We start from the raw sequence: 23985 nt of genomic DNA, 5'->3' as shown, positions 1-23985 counted from the left end.
TGCATTCACTAATCTGACTTAGCGCGCACGATAAGTGATACGACCCTTAGTTAAATCATAAGGTGTCATTTCAACTTTAACACTGTCACCTGTCAAAATACGGATATAGTGTTTACGCATTTTACCAGAAATGTGAGCAATAACTTCGTGACCGTTTTCTAAACGTACACGGAACATCGTATTAGGAAGCGTTTCGGTGACAACGCCTTCGAACTCAATGAGTTCCTCTTTATTGGCCATAGCCTACCTGAGATCAAATTGGGAAGGCGCAAATTATAGTCAATTTATTTAAAATTTACAAGATCAAGTCTGTTCGAGGCTGTCAGATATTAACCGAAAGGAACTGTCAGACAATTCGCGATTTTTTTTAACAAAATAAGCAGAATATTGTTGTCAGTTTGGTCAATCAACGTTAATCTAAAATTGTTGTTCATTGTCATAATAACGTATCTACAGGGAAGGGCACAGCGTGGGTCAGCTAACAGATGCATCAGTTGTATTGCGCTTTGGTTATCAGGCAATTCGTAAAGCAGGATTACCAACTGAAGAGATTTTAACAAAGGCCGGCGTGGCATTAAATCAAGTGGATACCAATGCAAGAACGCCACTAAGTGCACAAAATGCGTTCTGGATCGCTGCACAGGATGTGAGTAACGATCCTGATATCGGACTTCATCTCGGTGAACATTTACCACTTTATCGTGGGCAAGTGATTGAACATTTATTTATTAGTAGTGAAACCTTTGGTGAAGGCTTAAAGCGTGCCTTGGCTTATCAACGTCTGATTAGTGATGCTTTCGATGCCAAACTGGTGATTGAAGATGGTCGTTGTTACTTGAGCAATGGCGAGCAGTATTGGCCGGATAATCTGGTCAACCGTCACTTCTCTGAATGCGCCATGTCAGGCATTTTACGTTTCTTTAAATTCATTACCGAAGGTCAGTTTCACCCGATTTATATTGATTTTAACTTCAATGAGGGTGCTGCCGATGACGAATACTTTAGAGTCTATGGTTGCCCAGTGAGTTTGGGGCAAAAAGAAACCCGCCTTTATTTTGATGCAGCCGTACTGGATTATCCGTTATGGCAAGCAGAACCTGAATTACTGCAATTGCATGAGCAATTGGCGATTGAAAAATTACAAGAACTGGCGCGTTATGATCTGGTGGGTGAAGTTCGCCGTGCCATTGGCTCAACTCTCGAAAGTGGTGAAACGACGCTGGAGACGGTCGCGGCGCAGTTGAATATCACGCCACGTCGTTTAAGAACCCAACTCAGTGAGGCCAATACCAGCTTCCAACAAATTCTTTCGGACTATCGTTGCCGTTTAGCGAAAAAGCTGTTGGCGAATACCAATGAAAGTGTTGAGCGTATTGTGTATTTAACAGGTTTCTCTGAACCAAGTACTTTCTATCGTGCCTTTAAGCGTTGGACCAATGAAACGCCAGTTGAGTATCGCAAGCGTAAACAGCGTTAATTGGTTCTAAGTAAAAAAAGCCTTATCATCGTGATAAGGCTTTTTTATTATTCAGCTAAATTCAACCAGTGTGGACCCAAAGGCAACTGCGGTAAGTCAAACTCATTTGGGTAATAAGATTGAATAAAGTATAAACCATCAGGTGGGGCGGTAATGCCAGCAGCAGTGCGATCTTCTGCGGCAAACATGGTATCAATATGGTCAATTTCATACTGCCCTTGCCCAATTTCAAGCAGGCAGCCCATGATATTACGTACCATATGGTGCAAGAAGCCATCCGCTTGAATATCTAAGACCAGATAACGGCCATGTTCGAATAAGCGACAGTGTTTTACATGGCGTATAGGTTGATTCGATTGACAGGCTGCGGCACGAAAAGTCTCAAAATTATGCGTACCCTCGAATTTTGCCGCTGCTGTAATCATCTTTTGCACATCAAGCTTTTGATAAAGATGGGTGACCTGTTTATATAACAAGGCAGGGCGAGTCGGGGCGTTATACACCACATAGCGATAACGACGAGCCACAGCTTTAAAACGGGCATGGAAATTTTCATCCATACATTTAATCCACTGGATTGAAATGTCTTTGGGCAATTGACTATTGGCACCACGAATCCAACCTTGTTCTGGGCGAATGGCTTCGGTGTCGAAATGTGCCACCATATTGGTCGCATGGACACCAGCATCCGTTCGTCCAGCACCATGTAACATAATCGGCTGATTGGCAATACGACTTAGCACTTTTTCTAGGGTTTCCTGAACAGTGATAACGCCAGCCTGTTGGGTTTGCCAACCACGGTATTGAGTACCGCAAAATTCAATACCGATTGCATAACGTTGCATGTTCTAACCTCAGAATTAATGTTGATGCCAATGCGCGAACCATTGTTCGTGGGTCGGATATTTTAAATACATTTGCAAGACTTTTGCATATAAATCGGCATGGCTATGACAATCATTGACTAAAACTTTGGCAGATTGAATCCATGAGCTAACCGCATAGCGTTGATCAAGTTGCCCAAAGGTCACTTGAGTGCTGATAATCGGCAAACATTGTTTTTGATAAAGTTGTTCAAACAGGGCCAGAATTTCATCATTGACTGCGATATTACCTGTACCAAAGCCTTGTAGAACCAAAAAGTGAGGAGGGCTAAGTAGAAGATTTTTTAATTGTAAAATGAATTGTTGTTTCGCAATCGGCTGTAACATCAAATTCAAGACACTGAGTTGAGCGGCTTGATCAATCTGTTCATTTTGGACAATAAGCGCATCTGCTGTAGTGTCACAGCTTTGGTCTGCTTTAATACCAACAAAGGCATCTAATTCAGTGGTATGAGCTTTTAAAGTGCTTTGTGCATGAAAGACTTGCTCATGGAAGGCAAGATAAACACCACTTGGCAAAGCAAGGACTTGTTCCAGCGCTAAATACAGATTGCCGATTGCATCGGTGAATTCGCGGGTATCATTGCCTTCAATATTCAATAATGGGTATTGGCTGCCCGTAATGATGGCGTGGCAAGAATGGCCTAAAAAACGTGCTAGCGTTGCAGCGGCATAGCTTAAAGTATCCGTACCATGAATGATGACAAAATGCTGAAAGCCATTGAGTTGTAATTGTTGTATTTGCTGCACCAGCATTAACCAATCGGTTGCGGTACAGGCACTGCTGTCTTTAATGCTAGCGGCAGCGAAACATTCAACCTGTAAATGTGGTGGAATCACCTTCGCTAATAAAGGTAAAAAATCCTGTTCTGGCATTGGTATCAATGGTTCACCAATACAACCAAACGTCCCACCCATATAAATTAAAGCGATTGTTTTCATCATAAAAAAAGCAGCCTGAGAGACTGCTTATATTAGACTGATCAAATTCAGGAAGCTATTTTATTCAGTAAATTTTCTGAACGTTGTTGTTGTTCTGCATTGAATGCCTGATTGTTTTTTAACAACTCACGTGCAGAATCATAGGCACCTAGTTCAATATATTGCTCTGCAAGTTCTAAATTCAGTTGTGCTTCATCAAGTTGTTGCAGATCTGGGAAAGACTGGGCCAATGGGTCGTGAATTGTAATCGCTGTTGCAGCAGGAGTGATCAATTCAGCTTGTGTTTCAACTGCAGCTGGCTCTGCAATGTCAAATGAAAACGCTGTGGTTTCAAGTGGTGCAGGTTGTTCAGTTTTTTCTACGGTAGGTTCAAAATTAAAATCTAAGCTTGGTGCCGCTTCTTCTACAGGTGCTTTTTCTTCAACGGGCTGAGATGCAACTTCTAAATGAGTAAAGTTAAAGTCAAGCTCAGGTTTTAGGTCTTCAGTTTTTGCTTCTTCAATGCTTGCTGGTGTTGGTTCTAAGTTAAACGAAAACTCAAGCGGTGGCTGTTGTTCTTTGCTCTCAGGTGTTGCAACTGGGGCAGGAGACGGTACAGTGTCATCCGTAGGTTTTTGTTCAAACGAGAAATTAAAGTCTAAAGGTTGAACTTCAGCTGCAGTTTCTACAGGCTTAGCTTCTTCTGTCGGCGCAGCATATTCTGATTGCAAGTCATCAAATGATTGTGCCGCTGGGGCTTGAACCAGTGCATCAAAGTCCGCAACATTATTTTGAATTTGAGGCTCAGCAGCTGCAGATGGTTGCTGAAAATGATGAGATGCTAAATTAAAATCAATGGGATCAGGTTGTTTATTTTGTTCGTATTCACGATGTTTAGCTTCAGCTGCTTGGGCAATATCTTCAAGTTTCAAGGCGTGAATATGTTTGATCAATTGATCAATTGCCAAATCATCTTTTTGCTTTAAATGAATATCAAGTAAATACAGATACAGTTCGTGTTGAGCGTTATCTTGCTTTAGGGCCTGATTGATTTGTGCTTCGGCAGACTGGAAATTACCGTTTTGAATTTGTTGTTCAAGTTTCTGGCGCAAACTTTCAGAAATTTCAGTCGTGGTTGGAGGGGCATATTCCTGTTCCTCACGGACTAATGTGGTTCGTGAAGCAGATCGTGTCGCTGCTTTTTTTGCCGTTTTGCTGGCACCTTTTTTCGGTGCAGCATTGGCTTGATTGCTTTCACGTTTTTTTAAAACGATGGCGACAATCAGTACAATGACCAGCAGTACAATGATTATAGTTGACATGATCTATACCCCTTAAAGATAGAGCCGCTTTTATGCAAATTTATGAGAATATTCTCGTAACCTAGCGTGTTGGCTTTTTAGTGTCCTGTTGCGCTTTCAGCTGATCTTGCAGTTCAGCAAGCCGAGCATTTAACAGCTGAATACGTTGTTCCTTCTGACGTAGTGCCAATTCTAACTGTGTTACGTTTCTTTGTAATGTAACGGTTTTTTCTCGTGCTGTCATAACTTTTAATGATAAATCGGCACTGGTTTTTTGCTGTAATGTGTCTTTTTTGGCACTTCCAGTACTGGAATCTTGATTACTCTCAGCCACCAGAGACATTTCAGCTTGCTGCAAACGATATTTGGCTTTTCCTGTGACAGGACGTTGTGTTTGCGCCGCAATTTGCTGGGTATTTTTATTTTGCTGCGCGGACGTTGCCGTAAGATTAAAGTTTAAATGTGAACCCTGTCTAAGGCGGTTGGCGTTCCCCCCAATAAAGGCATGTTCATTTTGTGCTTTGATTTGATTCATGACCTGAGCAACGGGCTGCTGCGTTTGCCCTGCAATGTGTTGTGCAATACTCCATAAGGATTCATTACGTTGCACCACATGCTGCTGGGCTTTGTCGTCGTTTACTGCTGTTCTTGTCGGGAGCTTCTTTTTGGCCGCTTGGGCTGTTTCTTTCGCTGGATCAGGTGTTTTGGCTTTTTCTTTGGTTTCAATCGGTTTAAGTTCAGCTACTTTTAGTTCCTCATCCAATGCAGTACTTTGCTTAGTCGTGGCTGTATTCACAGTTTGAGTGCTTTCCTGTTTGACAGGCACTGTTTTTGGCTGCTGTGGTCCTTTTTCTGCGATAGGCGTTGCCGGCTGTGGAACTGAGGTCGCTGCTGCTGTTTCTACTTTCACGGGCGGAGCGATTGAAACTGCACTGGCAGCTGTTGTTGTCGTACTTGGCTTTGATGTTTCTAATACCGGTGGAAGGGTAAACGGCGCATTGAGGAGTGTTTCTTGTTTTAAGTTTTGCCCTTGTGAATTTGCATTTGTAGCATTAAAGCGTGTGCTTTCAGGTAGATTTAAAGCGATATCTTTTTCACTGACAATAAACTTGGGTGCTAGTGATTTTTCATTGGCATTCTTCGCTAAAGGTGCTTTCGCGACTTGGCGCATTGGTTGGCGAATATGCTTTAAATGTGATGCACCGTTTTCCTGAATTTTTAAAATAATATTCAGTTCAGCATCGGTCATGGGGCGTGATGAAGTGATCACAATCACGCCTTCACCTTGATTGTTCCGGCGTGTAAAAAAATTAAGATTAGCGGGGGGCTGATGTGCAGCGCCAAGCATCAATAAATCTTCAGGCGTGGCCAAACTGACGTCTAATTTGGAATTGGCATCGGCTTGGTGGAAACTCATTTCGGCATAAAGAAGTTCACCAGGCGCAGACTGGATTTGAATTGGATCAAGCGTAATTGCATAAAGGTGTTGCGAAGAAATGATGGCTAAAATGGCAATTTTTAATTTGTTATAAACAGTCATCTCGATCCATGAAAAAGTGATGTTATGGTCTGGAAAAAGTATACATTACCGTGATGTAAATGAATTGTAAATTATTCATCTTTCATCGCAATAAAAAAGCCGATCAAATGTGATCGGCTTTTGATTATTAGGAATTTTTGCTTAAGCGTTCTTGTATTCCACCAGAATACGAAGCATACGACGTAATGGCTCAGCAGCACCCCAAAGCAGTTGGTCACCCACAGTGAATGCGCCAAGATATTCTTTACCCATATTGAGCTTACGTAAACGACCAACAGGAACAGTTAATGTCCCTGTGACTGCAACAGGGGTAAGATCTGTCATAGAGGCTTCACGAGTATTCGGAACTACTTTTGCCCATTGGCTAGAGTTACGAATCATGTCTTCGATTTCATCAAGTGGTACATCTTTTTTCAATTTCAATGTGATTGCTTGAGAGTGGCAACGCATTGCACCAATACGCACACAGTGACCATCAATCGGAACGATTTGTTGATTACCTAAAATCTTGTTGGTTTCAACCTGACCTTTCCATTCTTCTTTCGATTGACCACTTTCGAGTTGTTTGTCGATATACGGAATCAATGAACCCGCCAATGGCACGCCAAAGTTTGCTTTCGGGAAGCCTTCGCCACGTTGTAATTCTGCGATTTGACGGTCAATATCAAGAATTGCAGATTTAGGGTCATCCAATAACGCTTTAGTATTGTTATACAAATAACCCATGCCAGTGATCAGTTCACGCATGTTCTGCGCACCCGCACCAGACGCTGCTTGATAGGTCATTGAAGTCGCCCATTCCACTAAATTATTTTGGAACAGTGAACCTAAGCCCATCAACATCAATGAAACGGTACAGTTACCGCCAACGAAAGTTTTAGTACCGTTGACTAAACCATCTTTAATCACGTTTAAGTTGACTGGATCAAGAACGATGATTGCGTCATCTGCCATACGTAGCGTAGATGCAGCATCAATCCAATAACCATCCCAACCTTCAGCTTTAAGTTTTGGGAAAACTTCAGAGGTATAATCACCACCTTGGCAGGTTAAAATGACATCCATTTGCTTCAGACTGTTAATGTCTGTTGCATCCATAAGTGCTGGGGCAGTCTTACCACCAAATGAAGGTGCTTCGCCACCTGCATTACTGGTAGAGAAATAGAATGGCTCGATATGAGCAAAATCATTCTCTTCAACCATACGTTGCATCAGGACAGAACCAACCATCCCACGCCAACCGACCAGACCTACTTTCATGTCATTGTGCCTCGGTATGTAAAAAAATTTAAAGGGGTTTGAGTGTATCAAAAGTGCCCACAACTGCAAGCTTTACTGAAATAAAACAGTGCGTTTATTGAGTGGAATATCTTGTTTATATTAGATAGAAAATTGATAAAGCGAAAACTTTATTGTAAATCTATGCTACCCCAAAGAGAAAAATGAACATGATATGGATTCAGATTTGCGCAGCGCTGGTGATATGGCTTTCATTTTGGTCTTTGATCCCCAGAGATGAATGGTGGTTTCGGGGTGCAGACTTTCCGAGATTACAAATATTAGCACTCGGGATCATCACATTTTTTGCGATGTTATTTGTGCTTTCCGATTGGAGCTTGAGTACCGAGTTGCTGTTCATAGGCTTAGTGGCGGCAATTGCCTATCAGCTTAAAATGGTGTTGCCTTATACGCCGTTATGGCGCAAGCAAGTCAAAACAGTCAAAAAGGCGCAACTCAATCCTGAGCAACAAATTTCCTTATTGGTTGCGAATGTATTGACGCCTAATCACAAATATCATCTGTTACTGGAACAGATTGAAATTTTAAAGCCAGATTTGGTGCTTACGCTGGAGTCGAATGCTGAATGGCAGCAAGCGCTGAGCCCAATTGAAGCAGATTATCCCTTTCGTGTGGCAGTACCCTTAGAAAATCTATATGGCATGCATCTGTATAGTCGTTTGCCCTTAAATGATACTGAAGTTAAATTTATCCTGAGTGATGAAATTCCATCGATTCATACCACAGTGACATTACTTTCTGGCGTACAAGTGCAGTTGTATTGTTTACATCCCAAACCACCAAGTCCAACAGAAGCCAAAGACTCAACTTTAAGAGATGCAGAGTTGCTGATTGTAGGGGATCAGATTAAAGATATTGATCAGAGCTGTATCGTGATGGGGGATTTGAATGATGTGGCATGGTCGAGAACAACGCGTTTATTTCAGCGCATTAGTGGTTTGCTTGATCCACGAGTCGGGCGCTATTTTATGAATACCTTTCATGCGGATTATCCTCTTTTAAGATGGTCATTGGATCATATCTTTCATAGCACTGATTTTGGCTTGGTGGAAATGAAACGCGTGGCTCATATAGGTTCAGATCATTTTCCGGTGTATGTGGTCTTACAAACAGGACGGGTGTTTGAACAGCAGCAGCAAGCGTTAGAGCAGACTGTTGAGGACGAGCAGGAAGCTCAAGAAGCAATACAGGAGGGCATTGAAAAGGCTGAGCAGGAAGAGAAAGCGGTAACTGATCCTTTAGCCCAACCACATAAACAGCAAATGGAAAACTGATTCAGCAAGAGGATGTGTGCGCAATTGGTTGATTTTAAAGTTTACCTAATCAATGTACGTTATTTCGTACATAGATTTAAGTCTGCAACGAATAGTCGGACATCGTTAAAAGGTTTATTCTAAATACATCAGCACAAGGACGCAGGAATGGATTTCCGCTTAAGGATAGCGACGCTGAGATGGAAAAGTCATCATGGATATGATGCATGCGATGGACGCAGGATAATAAAAGTAGTTTGAAAGCACAACCTCATTTGCCCGAGTTTTGCAGGATGCAGAACTCGGGTTTTAATTTTTTAGCCCGATTGTATATGACTTATTGTTGTGGCTTTCCGCCAGAGGGTAGTTCGCTAAGATCTGGTTTTGATGGTGGTAATTTTTCACCTGATTTAGGGATCAACTGTTGGGTGACTGGAAGATGTATGTCTAAGGTTGGACAATTGCTCCAATGGGTTTGGGCATCGGGCAAATTAGATGAGTATTGTGTTGGGTAGCGAAGCAATAAAATGTCATCACCTTGTGGAATTTTAAAGTCAAACTCATAAGTTTTAACTTCATAAGGTTGTAAAACTTGCACAGTATATTGCTCTGCCGAACATCTTAAATATTGATCAGGAAGGAAATGTAATTTCCCTGACATTGCCCAAAATTCTACTTGATGACATTGAGGAATTTTTTCAAATATATAATTTGGCGTTGTATTTTTAATGTTGATTTGAACGGTTTGTGAGGGACTATTTTGCTGGGCTCCAACAATCTGAGGATGCTTAGTCCCAGCATCAATGAAATAGATACTACGTTGTATTCCAGTACATTCATCATTTACGGCATCAGGGAAGGTAACAAAATAATCATATTGATCTTCCTCCTCATCATCTTTACCTTTATCGCCAGTGACAGGTGGATTTCCCCCACCGGGTAATGGTTTTTGTGTTCCAGAGCCACTACCACCTAGACTCACATTGGCAACAGAAAAGTTTTCTCCACAGGCGGTTAAGACAACCACTGAAATGAAAGAAACTGTCGCGAGCAATAAGCTTCTCATTGTTATTTATCCTTAAAAATATAAGGCACTTGTAGTTTTATCTGAGTATCGTACTGGTAGACACCAAAGCGAAATTGATAATGTGCATCATCTTTTTCTTGGTCTTGATCACAATGCTGAATCGCGGCATTTAAAAGTTGTTTTGCCATATCTTGCCAAAGTGTAATACTCAACTGCCGAAGTGCCTCAACAGATTGTGCTGTTAATTTTTCAGCATGTACCGCTTGTTCGAGATGGGTAAAGGGTTTTTCACTGATAAAGTTATCAATCCCTGCAGCCAAATGGTCACTGAGATTGGCAGAAAAGAGGGCTTTACTTTCTTGCATTTGGTTATCCGGGGTAAAGCTATGTTGTTGTAATACGACCTCTTGATCGATTTGAACAACCACACCTAAACGCTGTAATTCAAACAAAATCGAGCGCGGATGTTTTTCTGTTGAAATATGTTTAACCAAGGCTTCAAAACTATTTTCCTCACCGGAAACAGGAATTTGATGGGGGAGATCAAGGGCAATCCAGCGGGCAATGACACGGGCAGGCACACTAATGGCAAAATTAGGAGCCTCATTGGTGACTTGATTGGCTTGCTGTCGAAAAGCGCTGACATCTTTACGATGTAGTCCCGATAATAAACTGACTGCTGAATCGGTTTTATTCTGTTTGATTCGTTCTAATTCAACCAAGGCTTGTTCATAAAAAATTGGTTTTAGCGCAGCCACGAAATCGGTATAGCCAACACCTGAATGGATTAACCAACGTGCGATATGCTGCATCATGGGATAAATACTATCCAATGTGGTTTCTGCATCTTGCGGAATCACGCCTTGTGCATTCAATTCAGATGACGCTGTGTTGATGATGACTTGGTCTGTTGGTTTTACCATTAGAACACCTTAAGAACGGATTCGGTTAAGTCATTGGCTGACACAATTTTTAATGCCCGCTTAGTGAAGGAAAGGATTCAGCGCCCGCATTGTCGATATTGAAATGAGTAAAGGAAACACTCATGGAAATGTCTAAACTTTCGACACAATGCCACCAGCCTAGCGGAATGAATAAGGCCTCGCCTTCATTCAGGATACATTCGATTTTGCTGCTATGGGCAAAATCTGGAAATGATTTCACTATATCAGGACGATGAGGATCGCCAATTTTACTAAATACGGCGACATCATTATAGAGGTGTGGCGTTTGCATTGCAGGAATCAGGGTGACTTTTTTCCGTCCATAAATTTGTACTAAAAAGTTATTGGTCAAATCATGGTGTAAGGGGGTAAATGCACCTTTAGGGCCAAACCAGATGAAGCTACGATCATAGACTTGGGCGTGGTCAGTATAGCCATGAAAATGATCAATATCTTGAAACAATGCAGCCAGACTGGATTGGCTGGCCTTGGCATTGTTCGCTGTCATATAAAAATTATTGGAATACGGGGTTTGTTCGATTAAATCAACAAAATCACTCATCCGCATTTTGGTTTTATGTTGAATCGAGTTACGTTCGAATAAAGGGTCTTGTTCACGATTGAACTGAACTTCAATTTCTTGTGTACCGACAGCCTGTTTGAAATATTGTGGTGACCATTTGTGTAAAGCAGGCCAATGCTGGATAGCATCAGTCAAAATCACAGGTAAATTTCGGCTGTAATACTGTTGGATAAAATCTGCAAAATCAGGTTTTGAAATTCGCTTAATCTGCTGATATTCAGGATTTAAACGGGCAAAACGATCTAAAGTATGCAGCAGCCAATTACGTTTTTTGAGCAGGAAGTGCTGCTCTTCGGCGATTTGAAAATAAGGATGCTGCTTTAATTGTACCCATTCGAATGCAATATCGATTTCATTTAATCCTTGCTTTATCAATGACTGATAAATCTCAGCTTTGCTTAAACCATCCAGTAGCATGTGAGCCAACCATTTTTTTTGTTCTGGCGTAAATGTACTGCTGTGTTGAGCTTGTTTTACAACTGCTGCCTGTTCAAGTTCTCGGTAGTGTTGTTCTTCAGCGTATATCGGAGCAGAAAAATCTTTATTCAGGTCAATTAAACCTTCACGCAACAGAATATTGGCTAAATCAATTGGAGCACAACCGCGCTCTAAATTTTCCTCTAACCATGCCTGCCATTCTTTCGGTAAAGCACTGAATTGTCTTGCTAAGTTTTCTTGAGCATCCATACCTTCGAACCATTAATAAAAAATGATTTTACCTTTCGTTATTAATTTACGCATAAACATATTTGCACTCAAGAATAAAAGTGTTAAATTTTCACATACACAAATATGTGAAAAAATCACACAGAGGGTGATGCAATGAAAAATATATGGACTCAACTAGCACTTAGCGTAACTTGCGCAATCTTGGTGGGCTGTGGATCTGATAATGATTCAGATTCAACACCGACTCCTACGCCTACGCCGACTCCTACGCCTACACCGACCCCAACCCCTACACCGACTCCAACCCCTACACCGACTCCAACACCTACACCAACTCCGGTCGTGGCTGATCGTTTTGTGGGTTCATGGTTGGGTGGCTTCTGCCATAAGGGAGCACGAACCAATTTAACGGTACACAAAGCGTCCGAAAACAGCGTTCGCTTTACCATTGAAACCCGTCAATTTGAAAAAGAGGATTGTACCGGTGCAATCATTAAAAATTACGATGTTGCATCGGATGATGCACTGATTAGCGAGATTGCAGCGACTGAAACCAGCGGTACAACCACGGCCAACCGAGTGAAATATAGTGATCGCTATCGACCAAATGGGATTGCTTCAGCATATGCCTTTAAAGGCGATGGCATGTGTGCTGTGAGTGAAACAGCGAGTATCAAAGATATTCAAACGTATATGGATTCAGTCGATCCATCTAAAGTTGTCACTTGTTATACCCGTACTAATGTCGAAGGCTATAGCTTATTGAAGCCGACTGTGAGTAAAGCAACGGCAAGTTATCGTCTACTCGATAATCAAACGTCTTGGGCCAATTTCTTGGCGCAAGCCAATGAGCAGGGTAGTCAAGGTTTTGCCTTAGCGGGCAGTTCTTTGGATGTGAAAAAAGCCAATAGCGATTTCCCTGAACCTAAAAACTTATATGTAAAAAATAATGCTTCAACCGATACCTATAGCTATAAAATTGCTGACATCACCACCAATGTGATTGCAAATAGATATGTGCTCAAATTAGCTGAAATGAAAAAACAAGGTCAGTCTGGCTTTATTTATAAGTCGTTCTTGAGAGAGGATCCAAGCAATACCTATAAATATTTATTTGTGAAAAATGATAAGAAACCCGCAACCTATACTTATGACAATCGTTTCTTAACCAATAAAACCAGAGCAAGTATTCTTGCTGCATTCAATGAGCTCGGCGCACAAGGTTGTAAATTAATCTTTGCGGGTGAAGACTTCACAACCAATGGCACTAAGGATGACATGTATTACATCCCAACTTGTGTAAATAGCAGCACCCATAATGGAACCTATAGCTATCGTTATTTTGATATGCCAAAAACGGAAGCAGGATTTTTTGAGGATAATCCAACCAAACTAGATGCGTTGCTGAAACAGCAAGCTGCTGAAGGTTATCATTTGATTGATAAAGATAATTCGATTGGATTCGGTGTGCTACAACAAGGTTATTTATTTGAACGTGATAGTGAAAGTACAGCCAGTATCGAATCAAAAGTCTTTAAAGAAGATGCGATCTATAAGCTTGATCTACCGAGCGAGATTCAAAACCGTTTACAAGATCAGGGCAATTTAGGCTGGTTCATTAATGTTAAATTGGGTTCTGTGTATAGTAATACCCCAACTTATTTTGACTTAAGCACCGGGGTGATTTTCCCGAATTAATTGTTGTTATTGCTTTAGAAAAAAGTCGCTTCATTCTTTAATGAGGCGGCTTTTTTAGCTTAATAAATTTTGTTGTAACCTTCAGCACGGGTTTTAAAACGACGGTGGAACCACATCCATTGCGTAGGTGCAATACGAAGTTGAGCTTCAATAATTTTATTCACACGAATCGCATCCTCGACTTCATCTTCGCTTGGCATATTGTCCACAACTGGCTCAATCAGTACTTTATATTGTGGATTGCGAACATCGCCATAACGATAGAAATACAACGGGATTGCAACCGCTTTCGAAATTTTGAGTAAACGACGGTGGGCCGTCACGGTTGCCGCAGGAACACCAAAGAAGGGCGCCATCACCCCTTGTTTTAAACCAAAATCTTGATCAGGGCTATACCAGATTGCACCGCCATCTTTGAGTCGACGGATCAAACCACGCATATCATCATGGTCAATTTGATGTTGATAAATGGTGGCACGACAGCGATAAATCAGCATATCCAACAGCGGATTGTTTTGTGGGCGATACACCACATCGGGTTCAAAATATTGAGAACAGATATAACCGCCTGCATCCAGTAAGGTGCTGTGGGTGCCGAGTAATAACACGCCTTTACCTTGTGCTTTTGCATCGGTGAGATGTTCTAAGCCTTCAATACTATGGCGGCCTTTAAACCATTTCGGGCAGTACCAAGCATTGAGGGTTTCAAACACACCTAGCATCATATCCACAAAAACTTGTTTGGCTTGTGCTTCAACCTCGGCAGGCGACCACTCTGGAAAACACAGCTCTAAATTCCGAAGTGTGGTTTTGCGGCGTGATTTGAGCAAGTGCCAGCATAAAGCGGCTAAACCATGTGCCAAGCGCCACTGAATGGCCCAAGGTAAGATAGCCAATAGCATAAGAAAGAGAATGGCGATCCAAATTTTCCAGTATTTGGGTAATAGAAATTTCCATTGAAACTCGCCAGAGGTATAAGGCTGTTTTTGACTCATAAATTCGAAAAATGAATAACGTTGAATTTTGCAGCAGTGTAGCATGAAGTGTAGGTGGCGACTTTAAAACTAAAATAAAACATAGGGTGTTTAGCAATAAAGCGTCGCCGTTAGAATGGCTTGGAAACTTATTGCATCAATAACTTTTCTAACCAAGATTTGAAAATTTGAACTTTGGGAAGAGTGGCTTTGTTCAAGGGAATATCAATCCAGTAACCATATTTGCTTTGGATTCCAGTCTCGATCATTGCCTTGAGCAGACCAGTATGCAGTTCATTTTGAATCATGGGTTTATCAATGATGGCGATACCATAACCCGCAACAGCAGCTTGAATAACTTGCTCTGTGGTTGAAAACTCAATGGCGCAATGTGAATCGATTAAATTAACAGCGTGGTTTTGCTGTAACCAGATCTGCCATGTATCTAGCCTTTTACGATTATATAAGACATGAATGAGCGGATAATCTTGAATATTCGGGGCGAGCCCCTCTTTAAAGAGTTGTGGGCTGGCCACCATCACATAGTCTTCTTTTAAAAGTAGACTGCTCTGACAATGGTTGGAGGGGGCGAGACCAAAGCGAATTCGAATATCTGTATCTACAGCAACTTCATGACTTTCAGCATCCTGAGTGTAGTTCACTGTAAATGAATAGTCTTGGTTGGTGAGCAAAAAGTTTTTTAAATTTGGCGAGAGAATTCGATTACACCATGTTGGTGGGGCCTCAAGATTGAGTTTTTTACGGATGTTTTTTGCTCTAAATTTGAGTGCGGATGTTTCAATTTGATCAAACACAATCTGCATATCATTTGCGAACTCGAGGCCATGAGAGGTGAGTTCGATTCCTTTGGGCGATCTCAGAAAAAGCTGAACGCCTAAATATTCTTCTAGTAATTTGATTTGTCTGCTGACAGCCCCATGCGTTAGGCAGAGCGACTGGGCTGCACGAGAGAAATTTAAATGCTTAACCACCTCTTCAAAGATGCGTAAAGCGTTCATGGGAGGTAATTGTCGCATCCATACGTCCTTTTATCATATCCTTGATTTTTATCAGATGAATACGACCACTCTTGTCCTGAAGAGGTGTTTCATATTCATCACAATTTATTGTGCTCAGTGTAGCATAGCGTATATTTTGTATGAGGTGCTTTTAGCTATAAAAATAATTTTTATAATTTAAATAAGGAATGCATATTATGTTGGTTAATTAAAAATAATAAGCAAGTGAAATATATGTTTTTTGATTCCAGTTATTATTTGATCCTTGTGCTAAACCATTTTGATCACCAAGGTAGGGATCATATTTGCCGACTAAATGCTCTGCTTGAATGCTAAGGTCTTTAAGTTTAAATGAAATACCTGAGATAACTCTATAACTATCAGTATCGCTATACTTTTTATTGATATAACCACTGATATTGAGATAGGGGCGAATGGATTGTACATATTCAAAACTGTATGGGAATAAGTAGCTCAATTCTGTAGAAAAAAAGTCTCCTTGCGTTGCTGAATTATAGGAATAGTCAAATCCGCCTAAGCTAATATGATCAGGACTCAAGCGGTCTTTATTGGCAATATCTTGATGACCAAACAGCAATTTGCTATTCCAGTTTTGATAATTAAAATCGCCAAAAATAGACCATACTTGACGTGATCCTGTGCTGGAATAATTTTTATTTTCAATGCTTGAATACCAAAGTGATGCACCAATTTGAGCGTTTAAATGTTCAGTGTCAAAGTGATGCGAATAACGCGTCATGACCATATTTTTTTCTTGGGTATTGGTTCCATTCTCAACATAATCATCTGCATTGATCATATTAATACTGAAGCGTCGCGCATCTTTTGAATGTCCTCTAAAATTGCCGCCATCGATTGGATAGAAAGCCAAAGACAATTGATTTTTATCGGTTTTGAATTGATATTTTATTCCAACATTATGGACATCTTCCAGCCCCATCACGTTGGCAATGCCAAGAAAAAAGGTATTTCCCCAATACCGATCCAATCCAAATGGGACTGGATTCAAACCTGCAATGATCTTGTGGTGATGGTCTAGTTTGTATCCGATCCAAGCATCCGTTAACCAGCTTGCATCACCAACATGACCATAATATTCATAGATGCGATAATCTAGCGCGCCAATGAGCTTGGGCGAGTCATAATCAAGACGTAAGATGACATCACTAAAAGAAAATTTACTACTACTCGGGTTGGTGTCATGGTCATAGACATACTTACCACGGATTGCACCACCAATATTTAACTGCCCCAAGTTCGAAGTGGGTTCGCCAAATTTTATACCAGAATAAATGGTTTGATTTAGCACTAAACTACCTATAAAGAGTAGGGTTTTAATTTGTGCTGATTTTATTTTTAACATTTTCTATCCTTGAAAATAAATTAAATTTTAATTTCCTTGTTTTGGATTAATTAATCATATTTTTACTGTTATTTATAATAAATATTGCATGCTTGCTATGAAGTTAATTCACAGCGGTGTGAGTTTTTTTGATATTAGATTTTTTAATAGTACTGTGAATTAATTTGCATTTTATTTTTATTTAAAACAAGGGATGGTAATAGCAGTTTATTTGCTCAAGGAAAGTACATGGATAAGTTAACTGCTGAGGTTTATATCGGTGAGGGATTTGAAGGTGATGGAGTCAATGCATCACATATCAATATTTTAATTGGTCCGCGTGGTGGTCCTGTGGGACAGGCTTTTGCAAATAGTCTGTCTTCACCATCTCAAGGTCATTGTCCATTTATGGTGATTGCACAACCGAACATCCCCGTAAAACCGATGACCTTGTATGTCAATAAAGCGGAAATCCAAGGGGACATTCATGCAAATGCAACATGGGGCGCCTCACAGGCAGGGATTGCTAAGGCCATCAATGAAGCACTTTTGTCAGGCGTTTTTCCTGTAGAAGCTGAAGATGAGTGGGCCATTATCACTGCGAACTGGGTCAATCCAAACTGCAATGATTTGGATGAAGTGTATCGCAATAATTACAAGGCCTGTGCTCGGGCCATTCATGCCGCATTGAATCATTTACCGCTAAAGAATGATTTAGTCGTACTTAAAGAAATCAAAAATCCATTTTATACCCCTAAAAATTAAGGTTTAAGACCATGGAATATATCAATTTAGGCAATTCAGGTTTAAAAGTTTCGCGCCTATGTTTAGGCACCATGAATATGGGTTCATCTTCTTGGAAACCCTGGATTTTTAATGCTGAGCAAAGTGCTCCAATTATTAAATATGCGCTGGATTCAGGGGTCAATTTTATCGATCTTGCTGATTTTTATTCGGCAGGAAAAGGCGAAGAAGTTGTTGGTGGAATTATTCATAAACTGGTCAATCGTGATGAGGTGGTGATCACCACAAAAGTTGGCTATGGAACAGGTGGGGGCATCAATCAAACAGGACATTCTAGAAAGAATATCCTCAGTAGTATCGATCAATCTTTAAAACGCATTGGTACGGATTATGTCGACATTTATATGCTGCACTTTTTTGATGTCGATAGCCCAGTAGATGAAACGCTTGCTGCCATGAATCAAATTATCAAGTCTGGAAAAGCACGTTATTTTGGTGTTTCAACCATGACGGTTGGGCAGTTGGCAAAAATCTTGATTTCATGTGAACGCAATGGTTTTGTCAAACCGATCAATATGCAATTGCAATTGAATTGTGCCTATCGCGAAGAAGAACGGGAAATGATTCCTTTCTGTATTGATCAAGGGATTGGCGTTTCAGTATTCAGTCCCTTAGCCCGTGGCATTTTAAGTGGTGAAATGAGTTCAACCCGCAATAGCACCGATTTCTTTACCCAGCAGATGTATAACGACGCTGTAAGCTTTGAAATTGTAAAATCGGTGAGCAAAGTGGCTCAAAACAAGAATTTAACAATGGCACAGGTTGCACAGGCTTGGGTACTGCAGCGCCGTGGTATCCATAGCATGCTGGTGGGAGCCGACAACGTGGATCAATTTAAAACCGCAATCCAAGCCTTAGAGACCCAATTTAACGAAGATGAATTATATGAAATTGATCGTAACTACACCCCTTGCGATCTGATTAATGATTATACCAGTGAGAAACGGATTCCACGTATTGCGCGTGCGGCTCAAGGTTGTTTTGTAGATGCAGGGGTCTAACATGCTAAATTTAAAGAAAAATACCAGTTTTATTAATGGTCAATGGTTAGCGAGTCAAGCGAATAGTTATCCCGTTTTTAATCCAGCAACTGCACAATGCATTACCCAAGTTTTAAATTGTGGAGCAGAAGAAACGCAACAAGCGATTCAAGCGGCTGACCAAGCTTTGGCGACATGGAAAATAACATTGGCTGCCGAACGTGCTCAGGTCTTGAAACGCTGGGGCGAATTGATGCTTGAATATCGACAGCCATTGGCTGAGATTCTTGTTGAAGAACAAGGCAAACCACTGGCTGAGGCTTTAGGTGAGGTTGCCTATGCAGCCAGTTTCTTTGAGTGGTTTGCTGAAGAAGCGAAACGTAATTACGGCGATATTATCCCCACATTTAAGGCACAAACCAAAATCATGGTCACCAAGGAGCCTGTCGGTGTGGTCGCCGCGATTACCCCTTGGAATTTTCCTTTGGCCATGGTCACGCGTAAAGTCGCTCCTGCATTGGCAGCAGGATGCAGCATGATTTTAAAACCTTCGGAAGAAACACCGCTTTCAGCTTTTGCACTTGCTGTTTTGGCAGAGCAAGCAGGCGTTCCAGCAGGCGTATTTAATGTTGTTTCTGGTGATGCTAGAGAGATTGGGAAAACCTTACAAAGCTCAGAAAAAGTGAAGAAAATTAGTTTTACAGGATCAACTGCGACTGGAAAGCTACTCATGCGCCAAGCAGCAGATACCTTAAAGAAAACCTCTTTTGAACTTGGTGGAAATGCACCTTTTATTGTGTTTGAAGATGCTGATTTAGAGGCGGCGGTTCAGGGTGCAATGGCATCAAAATATAGAAATACGGGGCAGACCTGTGTTTGTGTCAATCGCTTTTATATTCATGAAAAGGTCTATGAATCTTTCATTGAACTTCTCACGGCAGAGGTTCAGAAACTCAAAGTCGGTCAGGGCTTTGCAGAGGGGATAACGCAAGGGCCATTAATTAATCAGGCTGCGATTACCAAAGTACAGCGTCATATTGATGATGCTGTTGCTAAGGGTGGATCAATTGTGACGGGAGGTAAGCCACATCAGCTCGGTGGGCTCTTTTATGAACCCACGATTATTCAGCATGCCAATGACCAAATGCTGGTTGCGCATGAGGAAACTTTTGGGCCTGTCGCAGTATGTTTCTCCTTTGCATCAGATGAAGAAGCGATTGCTCTGGCCAACAATACTCAATATGGACTTTCTGCATATTTCTATACCAAGGATCTGAAACGAACATGGTGGGTTGCCGAGCAACTACAAGTCGGTATGGTGGGCATTAATGAGGGCATTATTTCGACTGCGGTAGCACCCTTTGGTGGTGTAAAAGAGTCTGGCTTTGGTCGGGAAGGCTCAAAGTATGGTTTAGAAGAATATCAAAACATCAAGTACATCTTGCTGGGTGGCCTTGCTTGATCAGCTCATCAGGCTAGAACTCAATCGAATTGGATTGGGATCTAGCTTTGCTGGAGTCAGCATCACTTTTTAAATGTTTGGATAGAAGAATTATTCAATTTTACTCCATGGAATGGGAGCGTATATGAATACCGTAAATATTGATAATGTGCCATTGAACAAATTTCATTTGAAAATAACGGCTTTAACTTTCGGCGCACATTTAACCGATGGTTATATCATTGGTTTGATTGGAATGGTTTTCACTTTAATTACCCCACTGATGCAGCTAGATTCCTTTTGGCAGGGGGCAATCGGAAGTGCTGTTCTAATTGGGTTATTTGTCGGAAGTTTATTTTTTGGATTTATTTCAGATAAATTAGGTCGGCAGAAGATCTTTTGTATTAGCTTCATTTTAGTTCTGATTGGTTCGATTGCCCAGTTCTATGCTTCTACGCCTTTAGAACTGTTTCTGTGTCGCGTGCTCATGGGGATTGGGCTGGGTGGGGACTATACCGTTGGACATGCATTGTTGGCGGAATTTTTACCTAAACAAAGTCGTGGTGCAATTTTAGGCTCATTTAGTGTGGTGTGGACATTTGGCTATGTATTGGCAACATTCATTGCAAAATTTGTAATTGATTTAGATCTTGGACCTGACACATGGCGTTATTTACTCGCCTCGACAGCTATCCCTGCTGCAATTATTTTAATTGCGCGAATCGGCACACCTGAATCGCCGCGGTGGTTGATGCAACATGGACGAAAAGAAGAAGCGCAAGCCATTGTGCATAAATATTTTGGAGCACATGTCACGATTGAGAGTGAAACAGATCAGGTGGCACAGCAAAATAATTTCTCCAGTATTAAATTATTGTTTAGTCAAAAATACCTTAAACGGACCTTGTTTAACTGCATCTTTTTCACCTGCATTGTGATGCCGTATTTTGCAATCTATACCTTTCTGCCGATGATTTTAGAGTTAATGCAGTTATCTAATGATTTCACCACTGAAACGATCCTCAATTTGATGCTGCTACTCGGTGCCGTGATCGGTATTTACTGTACCTACAAATTTTCCCGCCGCGGTTTTTTAATCTATGCCTTTGTGCTGCTTTCAGTCAGTTTGTTGTTGATTACAATATTGCCTGCAAGTTTGAATTGGGCCTTGGTACTCTTGTTCGCTGCTTTTACGATGATTTTATCTGCAGTGAGTAATTTAGTTGGTGTTTTTCCCGCAGAAAGTTTTCCGACCGAAGTGCGTTCTAGTGGGATTGGGATCGCCACAGCGGTGAGTCGCTTTGGTTCGGCAGCAAGTACCTTTATTCTTCCGATCAGTCTGTTGCAGATCGGCATGACTGCCACGATGCTAATACTGGTGTGTATTCTTGTGTTTGGAACTATTATTTCGATTTTATGGGCCCCTGAAACCAAGAATCTATCTTTGGTCGAGGCATCCGAAGTTGATGAAATAAAGACTTATACGGCTTCAAAAGAGCTACGATAAATGCAGTCTATTCGATTGGATTTTACATGATACTGAATAAGAAAAAGGCTCCATTAGGAGCCTTTTATCTACGCATATTTAGCCTTTCGACATATTTTCTAAAATGTCCCAGCGCTCTAGCTTTTCCAACAGCAATTCTTCAATTTCTGCTAAACGTTGGCTGGCTGCAGTTGCAGCATTGGCATCTGAAACAAACCATGAGCCATCCGCCAATTTTTCTGATAATGCTGCTTGTTCAGTTTCCAGTTTTTCAATTTCAGCAGGCAGTTGTTCAAGCTCACGCTGATCTTTATAACTGAGCTTCACTTTTTTCGGTGCTGCTGCGGCAGCCGCTGCTTCAGCTTTGGCTTGCGCTTTTTTTACATCACTTTTTTGGTCAACCACTTTTTGGTCAGGGCGCTGTTCCAAGTAATCTTGATAGCCACCGATGTATTCATCAATCTGACCTTTACCATCAAACACCCAAGTTGAAGTCACGACATTGTCCATGAAAGCACGGTCATGTGAGATCAGTAACAACGTGCCTTTGTAGTCAGACAGCATTTCTTCAAGCAACTCAAGTGTCACCATATCCAAGTCATTGGTTGGCTCATCCATCACGATCAAGTTTGATGGCTTGAGTAACAGTTTTGCTAACAGAATACGGTTTCTCTCACCGCCTGATAAAGCTTTAACCGGTGTACGGGCACGTTCTGGTGAGAATAAAAAGTCTTGCAGATAACTATAGATATGACGACGGTTACCATTCACATCAACAAAGTCGGAACCTTCAGACACGTTGGCCATCACGGTTTTTTCCAAGTCGAGTGCATTACGCAACTGATCAAAATAGGCAACTTCTAGCTGCGTACCAGTTTTCACTGTCCCGCCGTGTTCGATCTCGCCTAAAATGGCTTTGATCAAGGTGGTTTTACCGACACCGTTGTCACCGACTAAACCGATACGGTCGCCACGTAACACGATTGCAGAGAAATCATTAATCAGAACTTTGTTGTCGTAGCCGACACTTAAGTTTTCAATCTCGAACACCATCTTACCAGAGCGGTTGGCTTCTTGCGTTGCCATGCTGACTTTGCCTTGTTGTGAACGACGTGCTTTAGATTGTTCACGTAAGTCTTTTAAAGCACGGACACGACCCTCGTTACGGGTACGGCGCGCTTTAATGCCTTGACGAATCCAAGCCTCTTCTTCCGCTAACTTTTTATCAAATAAAGCATTTTGTTTTTCTTCAGCTTCCATTTGCTGCGCTTTCAGTTCGAGATAGCGCGAATAATTACCTTCGTAGCCACGTAAAATACCACGATCTAGCTCGACGATACGGGTGGCGATACTGTCGACAAATGAGCGGTCATGCGAAATAAACAATAAAGTCAGATTGTTTTGATCGAGCAGGAACTTTTCTAGCCATTCGATACTTTCCACATCCAAATGGTTGGTTGGTTCGTCCAGTAACAACACATCTGGTTGAGTCAGTAGGGCACGTGCCAAGAGTACACGACGTTTACGACCACCAGAGAGATCAGCTAGATCAGCATTGGGATCAAGTCCCATTTTACTCAGAATTGAGTTGACCTTGTTTTCTAATGCCCAACCATCCAACTGATCGAGTTTGTGCTGTAGCATGCCCATGCGGTCGCAAGCATCCATATCACCTAAGACACAGGCATCACTTGCTTCGTGGTATTCTTTCAAGACAGCGGCAGCTTCGCCTGCACCATCGGCAACGATATCTGCAACTTTGCCCGAGTCCATCGGGACATCTTGGGCTAACATTGAAACAGTTAAACCATTTTGAATCGAAACTTCACCGTTATCGGGTAACAAGCTTCCCTCAATCAGTTTTAATAAAGTAGACTTACCTTCGCCATTACGACCAATTAAACAGACTCGCTCGCCACGTTCCAGGTTAAAGTTCGCGCCGTCGAGTAAGGCAGGTCCGCCAAATGCGAGATGGACATCCCTTAAAGTAATATAGGCCATAATGTTTCCTAAAAGTTCAGATGAGGTCTGAAATGACTAAACCACAAAATTTTGATAATCACGCGTCATTCTCCGCACCCATTGAAGATTTGCAAGTCCGAATTGCATTTTTAGATGATTTAGTTGAACAATTGAATCAGCAACTGGCAATTCAAACGCAGGAAATTGCTGATTTAAAAAAACAAATGCAATTTTTATATCGTCGGGTTGAATCTTCAGATTTATCCGAAGGAATTGCAGCTTTTGATCCGATAAATGATAAACCACCGCATTATTAATAAATCTTGCAGCAATGCTGAGTGGCATGACTGCAAGATCTAG

Annotated in this window: 21 protein-coding genes; 8 read left to right on the top strand and 13 right to left on the bottom strand. The window is 41.4% G+C overall.

The annotated features are described in order from the left end of the window. Window positions 1–18 precede the first annotated feature (18 nt). Complete coding sequence (gene infA, locus A7P55_RS06310) at window positions 19–240, bottom strand: translation initiation factor IF-1 (protein WP_001284370.1); 222 nt, start codon at window positions 238–240, stop codon at window positions 19–21. Window positions 241–469: 229 nt separating this feature from the next. Here infA and A7P55_RS06305 point away from each other — a divergent pair, with 229 nt between their 5' ends. Continuing rightward, complete coding sequence (locus A7P55_RS06305; protein WP_004656037.1) at window positions 470–1477, top strand: AraC family transcriptional regulator; 1008 nt, start codon at window positions 470–472, stop codon at window positions 1475–1477. Between the two features lie 47 nt (window positions 1478–1524). On the opposite strand, the gene truA is transcribed toward A7P55_RS06305, so the two are convergent. The 5 genes from truA to asd all read right to left on the bottom strand — a co-directional run bounded on the left by truA (window position 1525) and on the right by asd (window position 7383). Beyond that, window positions 1525–2322 carry a tRNA pseudouridine(38-40) synthase TruA gene (truA, locus tag A7P55_RS06300; protein WP_171551493.1) on the bottom strand — a complete coding sequence of 266 codons (798 nt, stop codon included), beginning with the start codon at window positions 2320–2322 and terminating at the stop codon, window positions 1525–1527. A gap of 15 nt (window positions 2323–2337) precedes the next feature. After that, on the bottom strand, window positions 2338–3306 hold the full coding sequence (locus tag A7P55_RS06295; protein WP_171551492.1) for an asparaginase domain-containing protein: 969 nt from the start codon (window positions 3304–3306) through the stop codon (window positions 2338–2340). Between the two features lie 44 nt (window positions 3307–3350). Continuing rightward, entirely contained in the window at window positions 3351–4604 is a 1254-nt protein-coding gene (locus A7P55_RS06290; protein WP_171551491.1) for a FimV domain-containing protein, read from the bottom strand. A 61-nt stretch (window positions 4605–4665) separates the two neighbouring features. Next, window positions 4666–6123: a FimV domain-containing protein gene (locus A7P55_RS06285; protein ID WP_171551490.1), complete on the bottom strand. Its 1458-nt coding sequence runs from the start codon at window positions 6121–6123 to the stop codon at window positions 4666–4668. A 141-nt stretch (window positions 6124–6264) separates the two neighbouring features. Next, window positions 6265–7383, bottom strand: coding sequence for an aspartate-semialdehyde dehydrogenase (asd, locus tag A7P55_RS06280; RefSeq protein ID WP_005200318.1), 1119 nt, complete (start codon window positions 7381–7383; stop codon window positions 6265–6267). A gap of 188 nt (window positions 7384–7571) precedes the next feature. On the opposite strand from asd, the gene A7P55_RS06275 reads away from it, so the two are divergent. Beyond that, the gene (locus A7P55_RS06275; RefSeq protein ID WP_171551671.1) at window positions 7572–8696 is read left to right on the top strand and encodes an endonuclease/exonuclease/phosphatase family protein; all 1125 of its coding nucleotides are present in this window, start codon (window positions 7572–7574) and stop codon (window positions 8694–8696) included. A 316-nt stretch (window positions 8697–9012) separates the two neighbouring features. Here the strand turns inward: A7P55_RS06275 and A7P55_RS06270 are convergent, their stop codons facing one another. The 3 genes from A7P55_RS06270 to A7P55_RS06260 are packed head-to-tail and all read right to left on the bottom strand — an operon-like array spanning window position 9013 to window position 11916. Further along, on the bottom strand, window positions 9013–9741 hold the full coding sequence (locus tag A7P55_RS06270) for a hypothetical protein (RefSeq protein WP_171551489.1): 729 nt from the start codon (window positions 9739–9741) through the stop codon (window positions 9013–9015). Between the two features lie 2 nt (window positions 9742–9743). Beyond that, window positions 9744–10625: a DUF6502 family protein gene (locus A7P55_RS06265; RefSeq protein WP_171551488.1), complete on the bottom strand. Its 882-nt coding sequence runs from the start codon at window positions 10623–10625 to the stop codon at window positions 9744–9746. Window positions 10626–10674: 49 nt separating this feature from the next. Continuing rightward, on the bottom strand, window positions 10675–11916 hold the full coding sequence (locus A7P55_RS06260; protein ID WP_171551487.1) for a cupin-like domain-containing protein: 1242 nt from the start codon (window positions 11914–11916) through the stop codon (window positions 10675–10677). Between the two features lie 135 nt (window positions 11917–12051). Between A7P55_RS06260 and A7P55_RS06255 the strand changes: the two genes are divergently transcribed. Continuing rightward, window positions 12052–13596 (top strand): PT dipeptide repeat lipoprotein, encoded by a 1545-nt coding sequence (locus tag A7P55_RS06255; RefSeq protein WP_171551486.1) that lies wholly within the window; start codon window positions 12052–12054, stop codon window positions 13594–13596. 59 nt (window positions 13597–13655) lie between these two features. On the opposite strand, the gene A7P55_RS06250 is transcribed toward A7P55_RS06255, so the two are convergent. The 3 genes from A7P55_RS06250 to A7P55_RS06240 all read right to left on the bottom strand — a co-directional run bounded on the left by A7P55_RS06250 (window position 13656) and on the right by A7P55_RS06240 (window position 16973). After that, window positions 13656–14591: a lauroyl acyltransferase gene (locus A7P55_RS06250; RefSeq protein WP_171551485.1), complete on the bottom strand. Its 936-nt coding sequence runs from the start codon at window positions 14589–14591 to the stop codon at window positions 13656–13658. Window positions 14592–14719: 128 nt separating this feature from the next. After that, window positions 14720–15607, bottom strand: a complete 888-nt coding sequence (locus A7P55_RS06245; protein ID WP_171551484.1) for a LysR family transcriptional regulator — start codon at window positions 15605–15607, stop codon at window positions 14720–14722. Between the two features lie 190 nt (window positions 15608–15797). Then, a complete protein-coding gene (locus tag A7P55_RS06240) occupies window positions 15798–16973 on the bottom strand; it encodes a hypothetical protein (protein ID WP_171551483.1) in 1176 nt (391 codons plus the stop codon). Between the two features lie 228 nt (window positions 16974–17201). Between A7P55_RS06240 and fae the strand changes: the two genes are divergently transcribed. From fae to A7P55_RS06220, 4 genes are all read left to right on the top strand, one after another. After that, the gene (gene fae / locus A7P55_RS06235) at window positions 17202–17717 is read left to right on the top strand and encodes a formaldehyde-activating enzyme (RefSeq protein WP_171551482.1); all 516 of its coding nucleotides are present in this window, start codon (window positions 17202–17204) and stop codon (window positions 17715–17717) included. A gap of 11 nt (window positions 17718–17728) precedes the next feature. Next, a complete protein-coding gene (locus A7P55_RS06230) occupies window positions 17729–18757 on the top strand; it encodes an aldo/keto reductase (RefSeq protein ID WP_171551481.1) in 1029 nt (342 codons plus the stop codon). 1 nt (window position 18758) lies between these two features. Continuing rightward, on the top strand, window positions 18759–20198 hold the full coding sequence (locus tag A7P55_RS06225) for an NAD-dependent succinate-semialdehyde dehydrogenase (RefSeq protein WP_171551480.1): 1440 nt from the start codon (window positions 18759–18761) through the stop codon (window positions 20196–20198). A 124-nt stretch (window positions 20199–20322) separates the two neighbouring features. Next, on the top strand, window positions 20323–21684 hold the full coding sequence (locus A7P55_RS06220) for an MFS transporter (RefSeq protein WP_023270858.1): 1362 nt from the start codon (window positions 20323–20325) through the stop codon (window positions 21682–21684). A 78-nt stretch (window positions 21685–21762) separates the two neighbouring features. Here the strand turns inward: A7P55_RS06220 and A7P55_RS06215 are convergent, their stop codons facing one another. Continuing rightward, window positions 21763–23664, bottom strand: a complete 1902-nt coding sequence (locus A7P55_RS06215; protein WP_171551479.1) for an ATP-binding cassette domain-containing protein — start codon at window positions 23662–23664, stop codon at window positions 21763–21765. A gap of 32 nt (window positions 23665–23696) precedes the next feature. Here A7P55_RS06215 and A7P55_RS06210 point away from each other — a divergent pair, with 32 nt between their 5' ends. Further along, window positions 23697–23942 (top strand): SlyX family protein, encoded by a 246-nt coding sequence (locus A7P55_RS06210; RefSeq protein WP_004656007.1) that lies wholly within the window; start codon window positions 23697–23699, stop codon window positions 23940–23942. Window positions 23943–23985: the final 43 nt, after the last annotated feature.

The organism is Acinetobacter sp. Ac_5812, from assembly GCF_013072695.1.
GTDB lineage: Bacteria > Pseudomonadota > Gammaproteobacteria > Pseudomonadales > Moraxellaceae > Acinetobacter.
Note: the sequence above shows the minus strand (reverse complement) of the source record. Positions and strands in the feature narration are given on the sequence as shown.

What these genes read in the sequence shown, in the direction of transcription:
- infA (WP_001284370.1), bottom strand. Translation starts at nt 240, where the DNA reads ATGGCCAATAAAGAGGAACTCATTGAGTTCGAAGGCGTTGTCACCGAA.
- truA (WP_171551493.1), bottom strand. Translation starts at nt 2,322, where the DNA reads ATGCAACGTTATGCAATCGGTATTGAATTTTGCGGTACTCAATACCGT.
- A7P55_RS06295 (WP_171551492.1), bottom strand. Translation starts at nt 3,306, where the DNA reads ATGATGAAAACAATCGCTTTAATTTATATGGGTGGGACGTTTGGTTGT.
- A7P55_RS06290 (WP_171551491.1), bottom strand. Translation starts at nt 4,604, where the DNA reads ATGTCAACTATAATCATTGTACTGCTGGTCATTGTACTGATTGTCGCC.
- A7P55_RS06285 (WP_171551490.1), bottom strand. Translation starts at nt 6,123, where the DNA reads ATGACTGTTTATAACAAATTAAAAATTGCCATTTTAGCCATCATTTCT.
- asd (WP_005200318.1), bottom strand. Translation starts at nt 7,383, where the DNA reads ATGAAAGTAGGTCTGGTCGGTTGGCGTGGGATGGTTGGTTCTGTCCTG.
- A7P55_RS06275 (WP_171551671.1), top strand. Translation starts at nt 7,572, where the DNA reads ATGATATGGATTCAGATTTGCGCAGCGCTGGTGATATGGCTTTCATTT.
- A7P55_RS06270 (WP_171551489.1), bottom strand. Translation starts at nt 9,741, where the DNA reads ATGAGAAGCTTATTGCTCGCGACAGTTTCTTTCATTTCAGTGGTTGTC.
- A7P55_RS06265 (WP_171551488.1), bottom strand. Translation starts at nt 10,625, where the DNA reads ATGGTAAAACCAACAGACCAAGTCATCATCAACACAGCGTCATCTGAA.
- A7P55_RS06260 (WP_171551487.1), bottom strand. Translation starts at nt 11,916, where the DNA reads ATGGATGCTCAAGAAAACTTAGCAAGACAATTCAGTGCTTTACCGAAA.
- A7P55_RS06255 (WP_171551486.1), top strand. Translation starts at nt 12,052, where the DNA reads ATGAAAAATATATGGACTCAACTAGCACTTAGCGTAACTTGCGCAATC.
- A7P55_RS06250 (WP_171551485.1), bottom strand. Translation starts at nt 14,591, where the DNA reads ATGAGTCAAAAACAGCCTTATACCTCTGGCGAGTTTCAATGGAAATTT.
- A7P55_RS06245 (WP_171551484.1), bottom strand. Translation starts at nt 15,607, where the DNA reads ATGCGACAATTACCTCCCATGAACGCTTTACGCATCTTTGAAGAGGTG.
- A7P55_RS06240 (WP_171551483.1), bottom strand. Translation starts at nt 16,973, where the DNA reads ATGTTAAAAATAAAATCAGCACAAATTAAAACCCTACTCTTTATAGGT.
- fae (WP_171551482.1), top strand. Translation starts at nt 17,202, where the DNA reads ATGGATAAGTTAACTGCTGAGGTTTATATCGGTGAGGGATTTGAAGGT.
- A7P55_RS06230 (WP_171551481.1), top strand. Translation starts at nt 17,729, where the DNA reads ATGGAATATATCAATTTAGGCAATTCAGGTTTAAAAGTTTCGCGCCTA.
- A7P55_RS06225 (WP_171551480.1), top strand. Translation starts at nt 18,759, where the DNA reads ATGCTAAATTTAAAGAAAAATACCAGTTTTATTAATGGTCAATGGTTA.
- A7P55_RS06220 (WP_023270858.1), top strand. Translation starts at nt 20,323, where the DNA reads ATGAATACCGTAAATATTGATAATGTGCCATTGAACAAATTTCATTTG.
- A7P55_RS06215 (WP_171551479.1), bottom strand. Translation starts at nt 23,664, where the DNA reads ATGGCCTATATTACTTTAAGGGATGTCCATCTCGCATTTGGCGGACCT.
- A7P55_RS06210 (WP_004656007.1), top strand. Translation starts at nt 23,697, where the DNA reads ATGACTAAACCACAAAATTTTGATAATCACGCGTCATTCTCCGCACCC.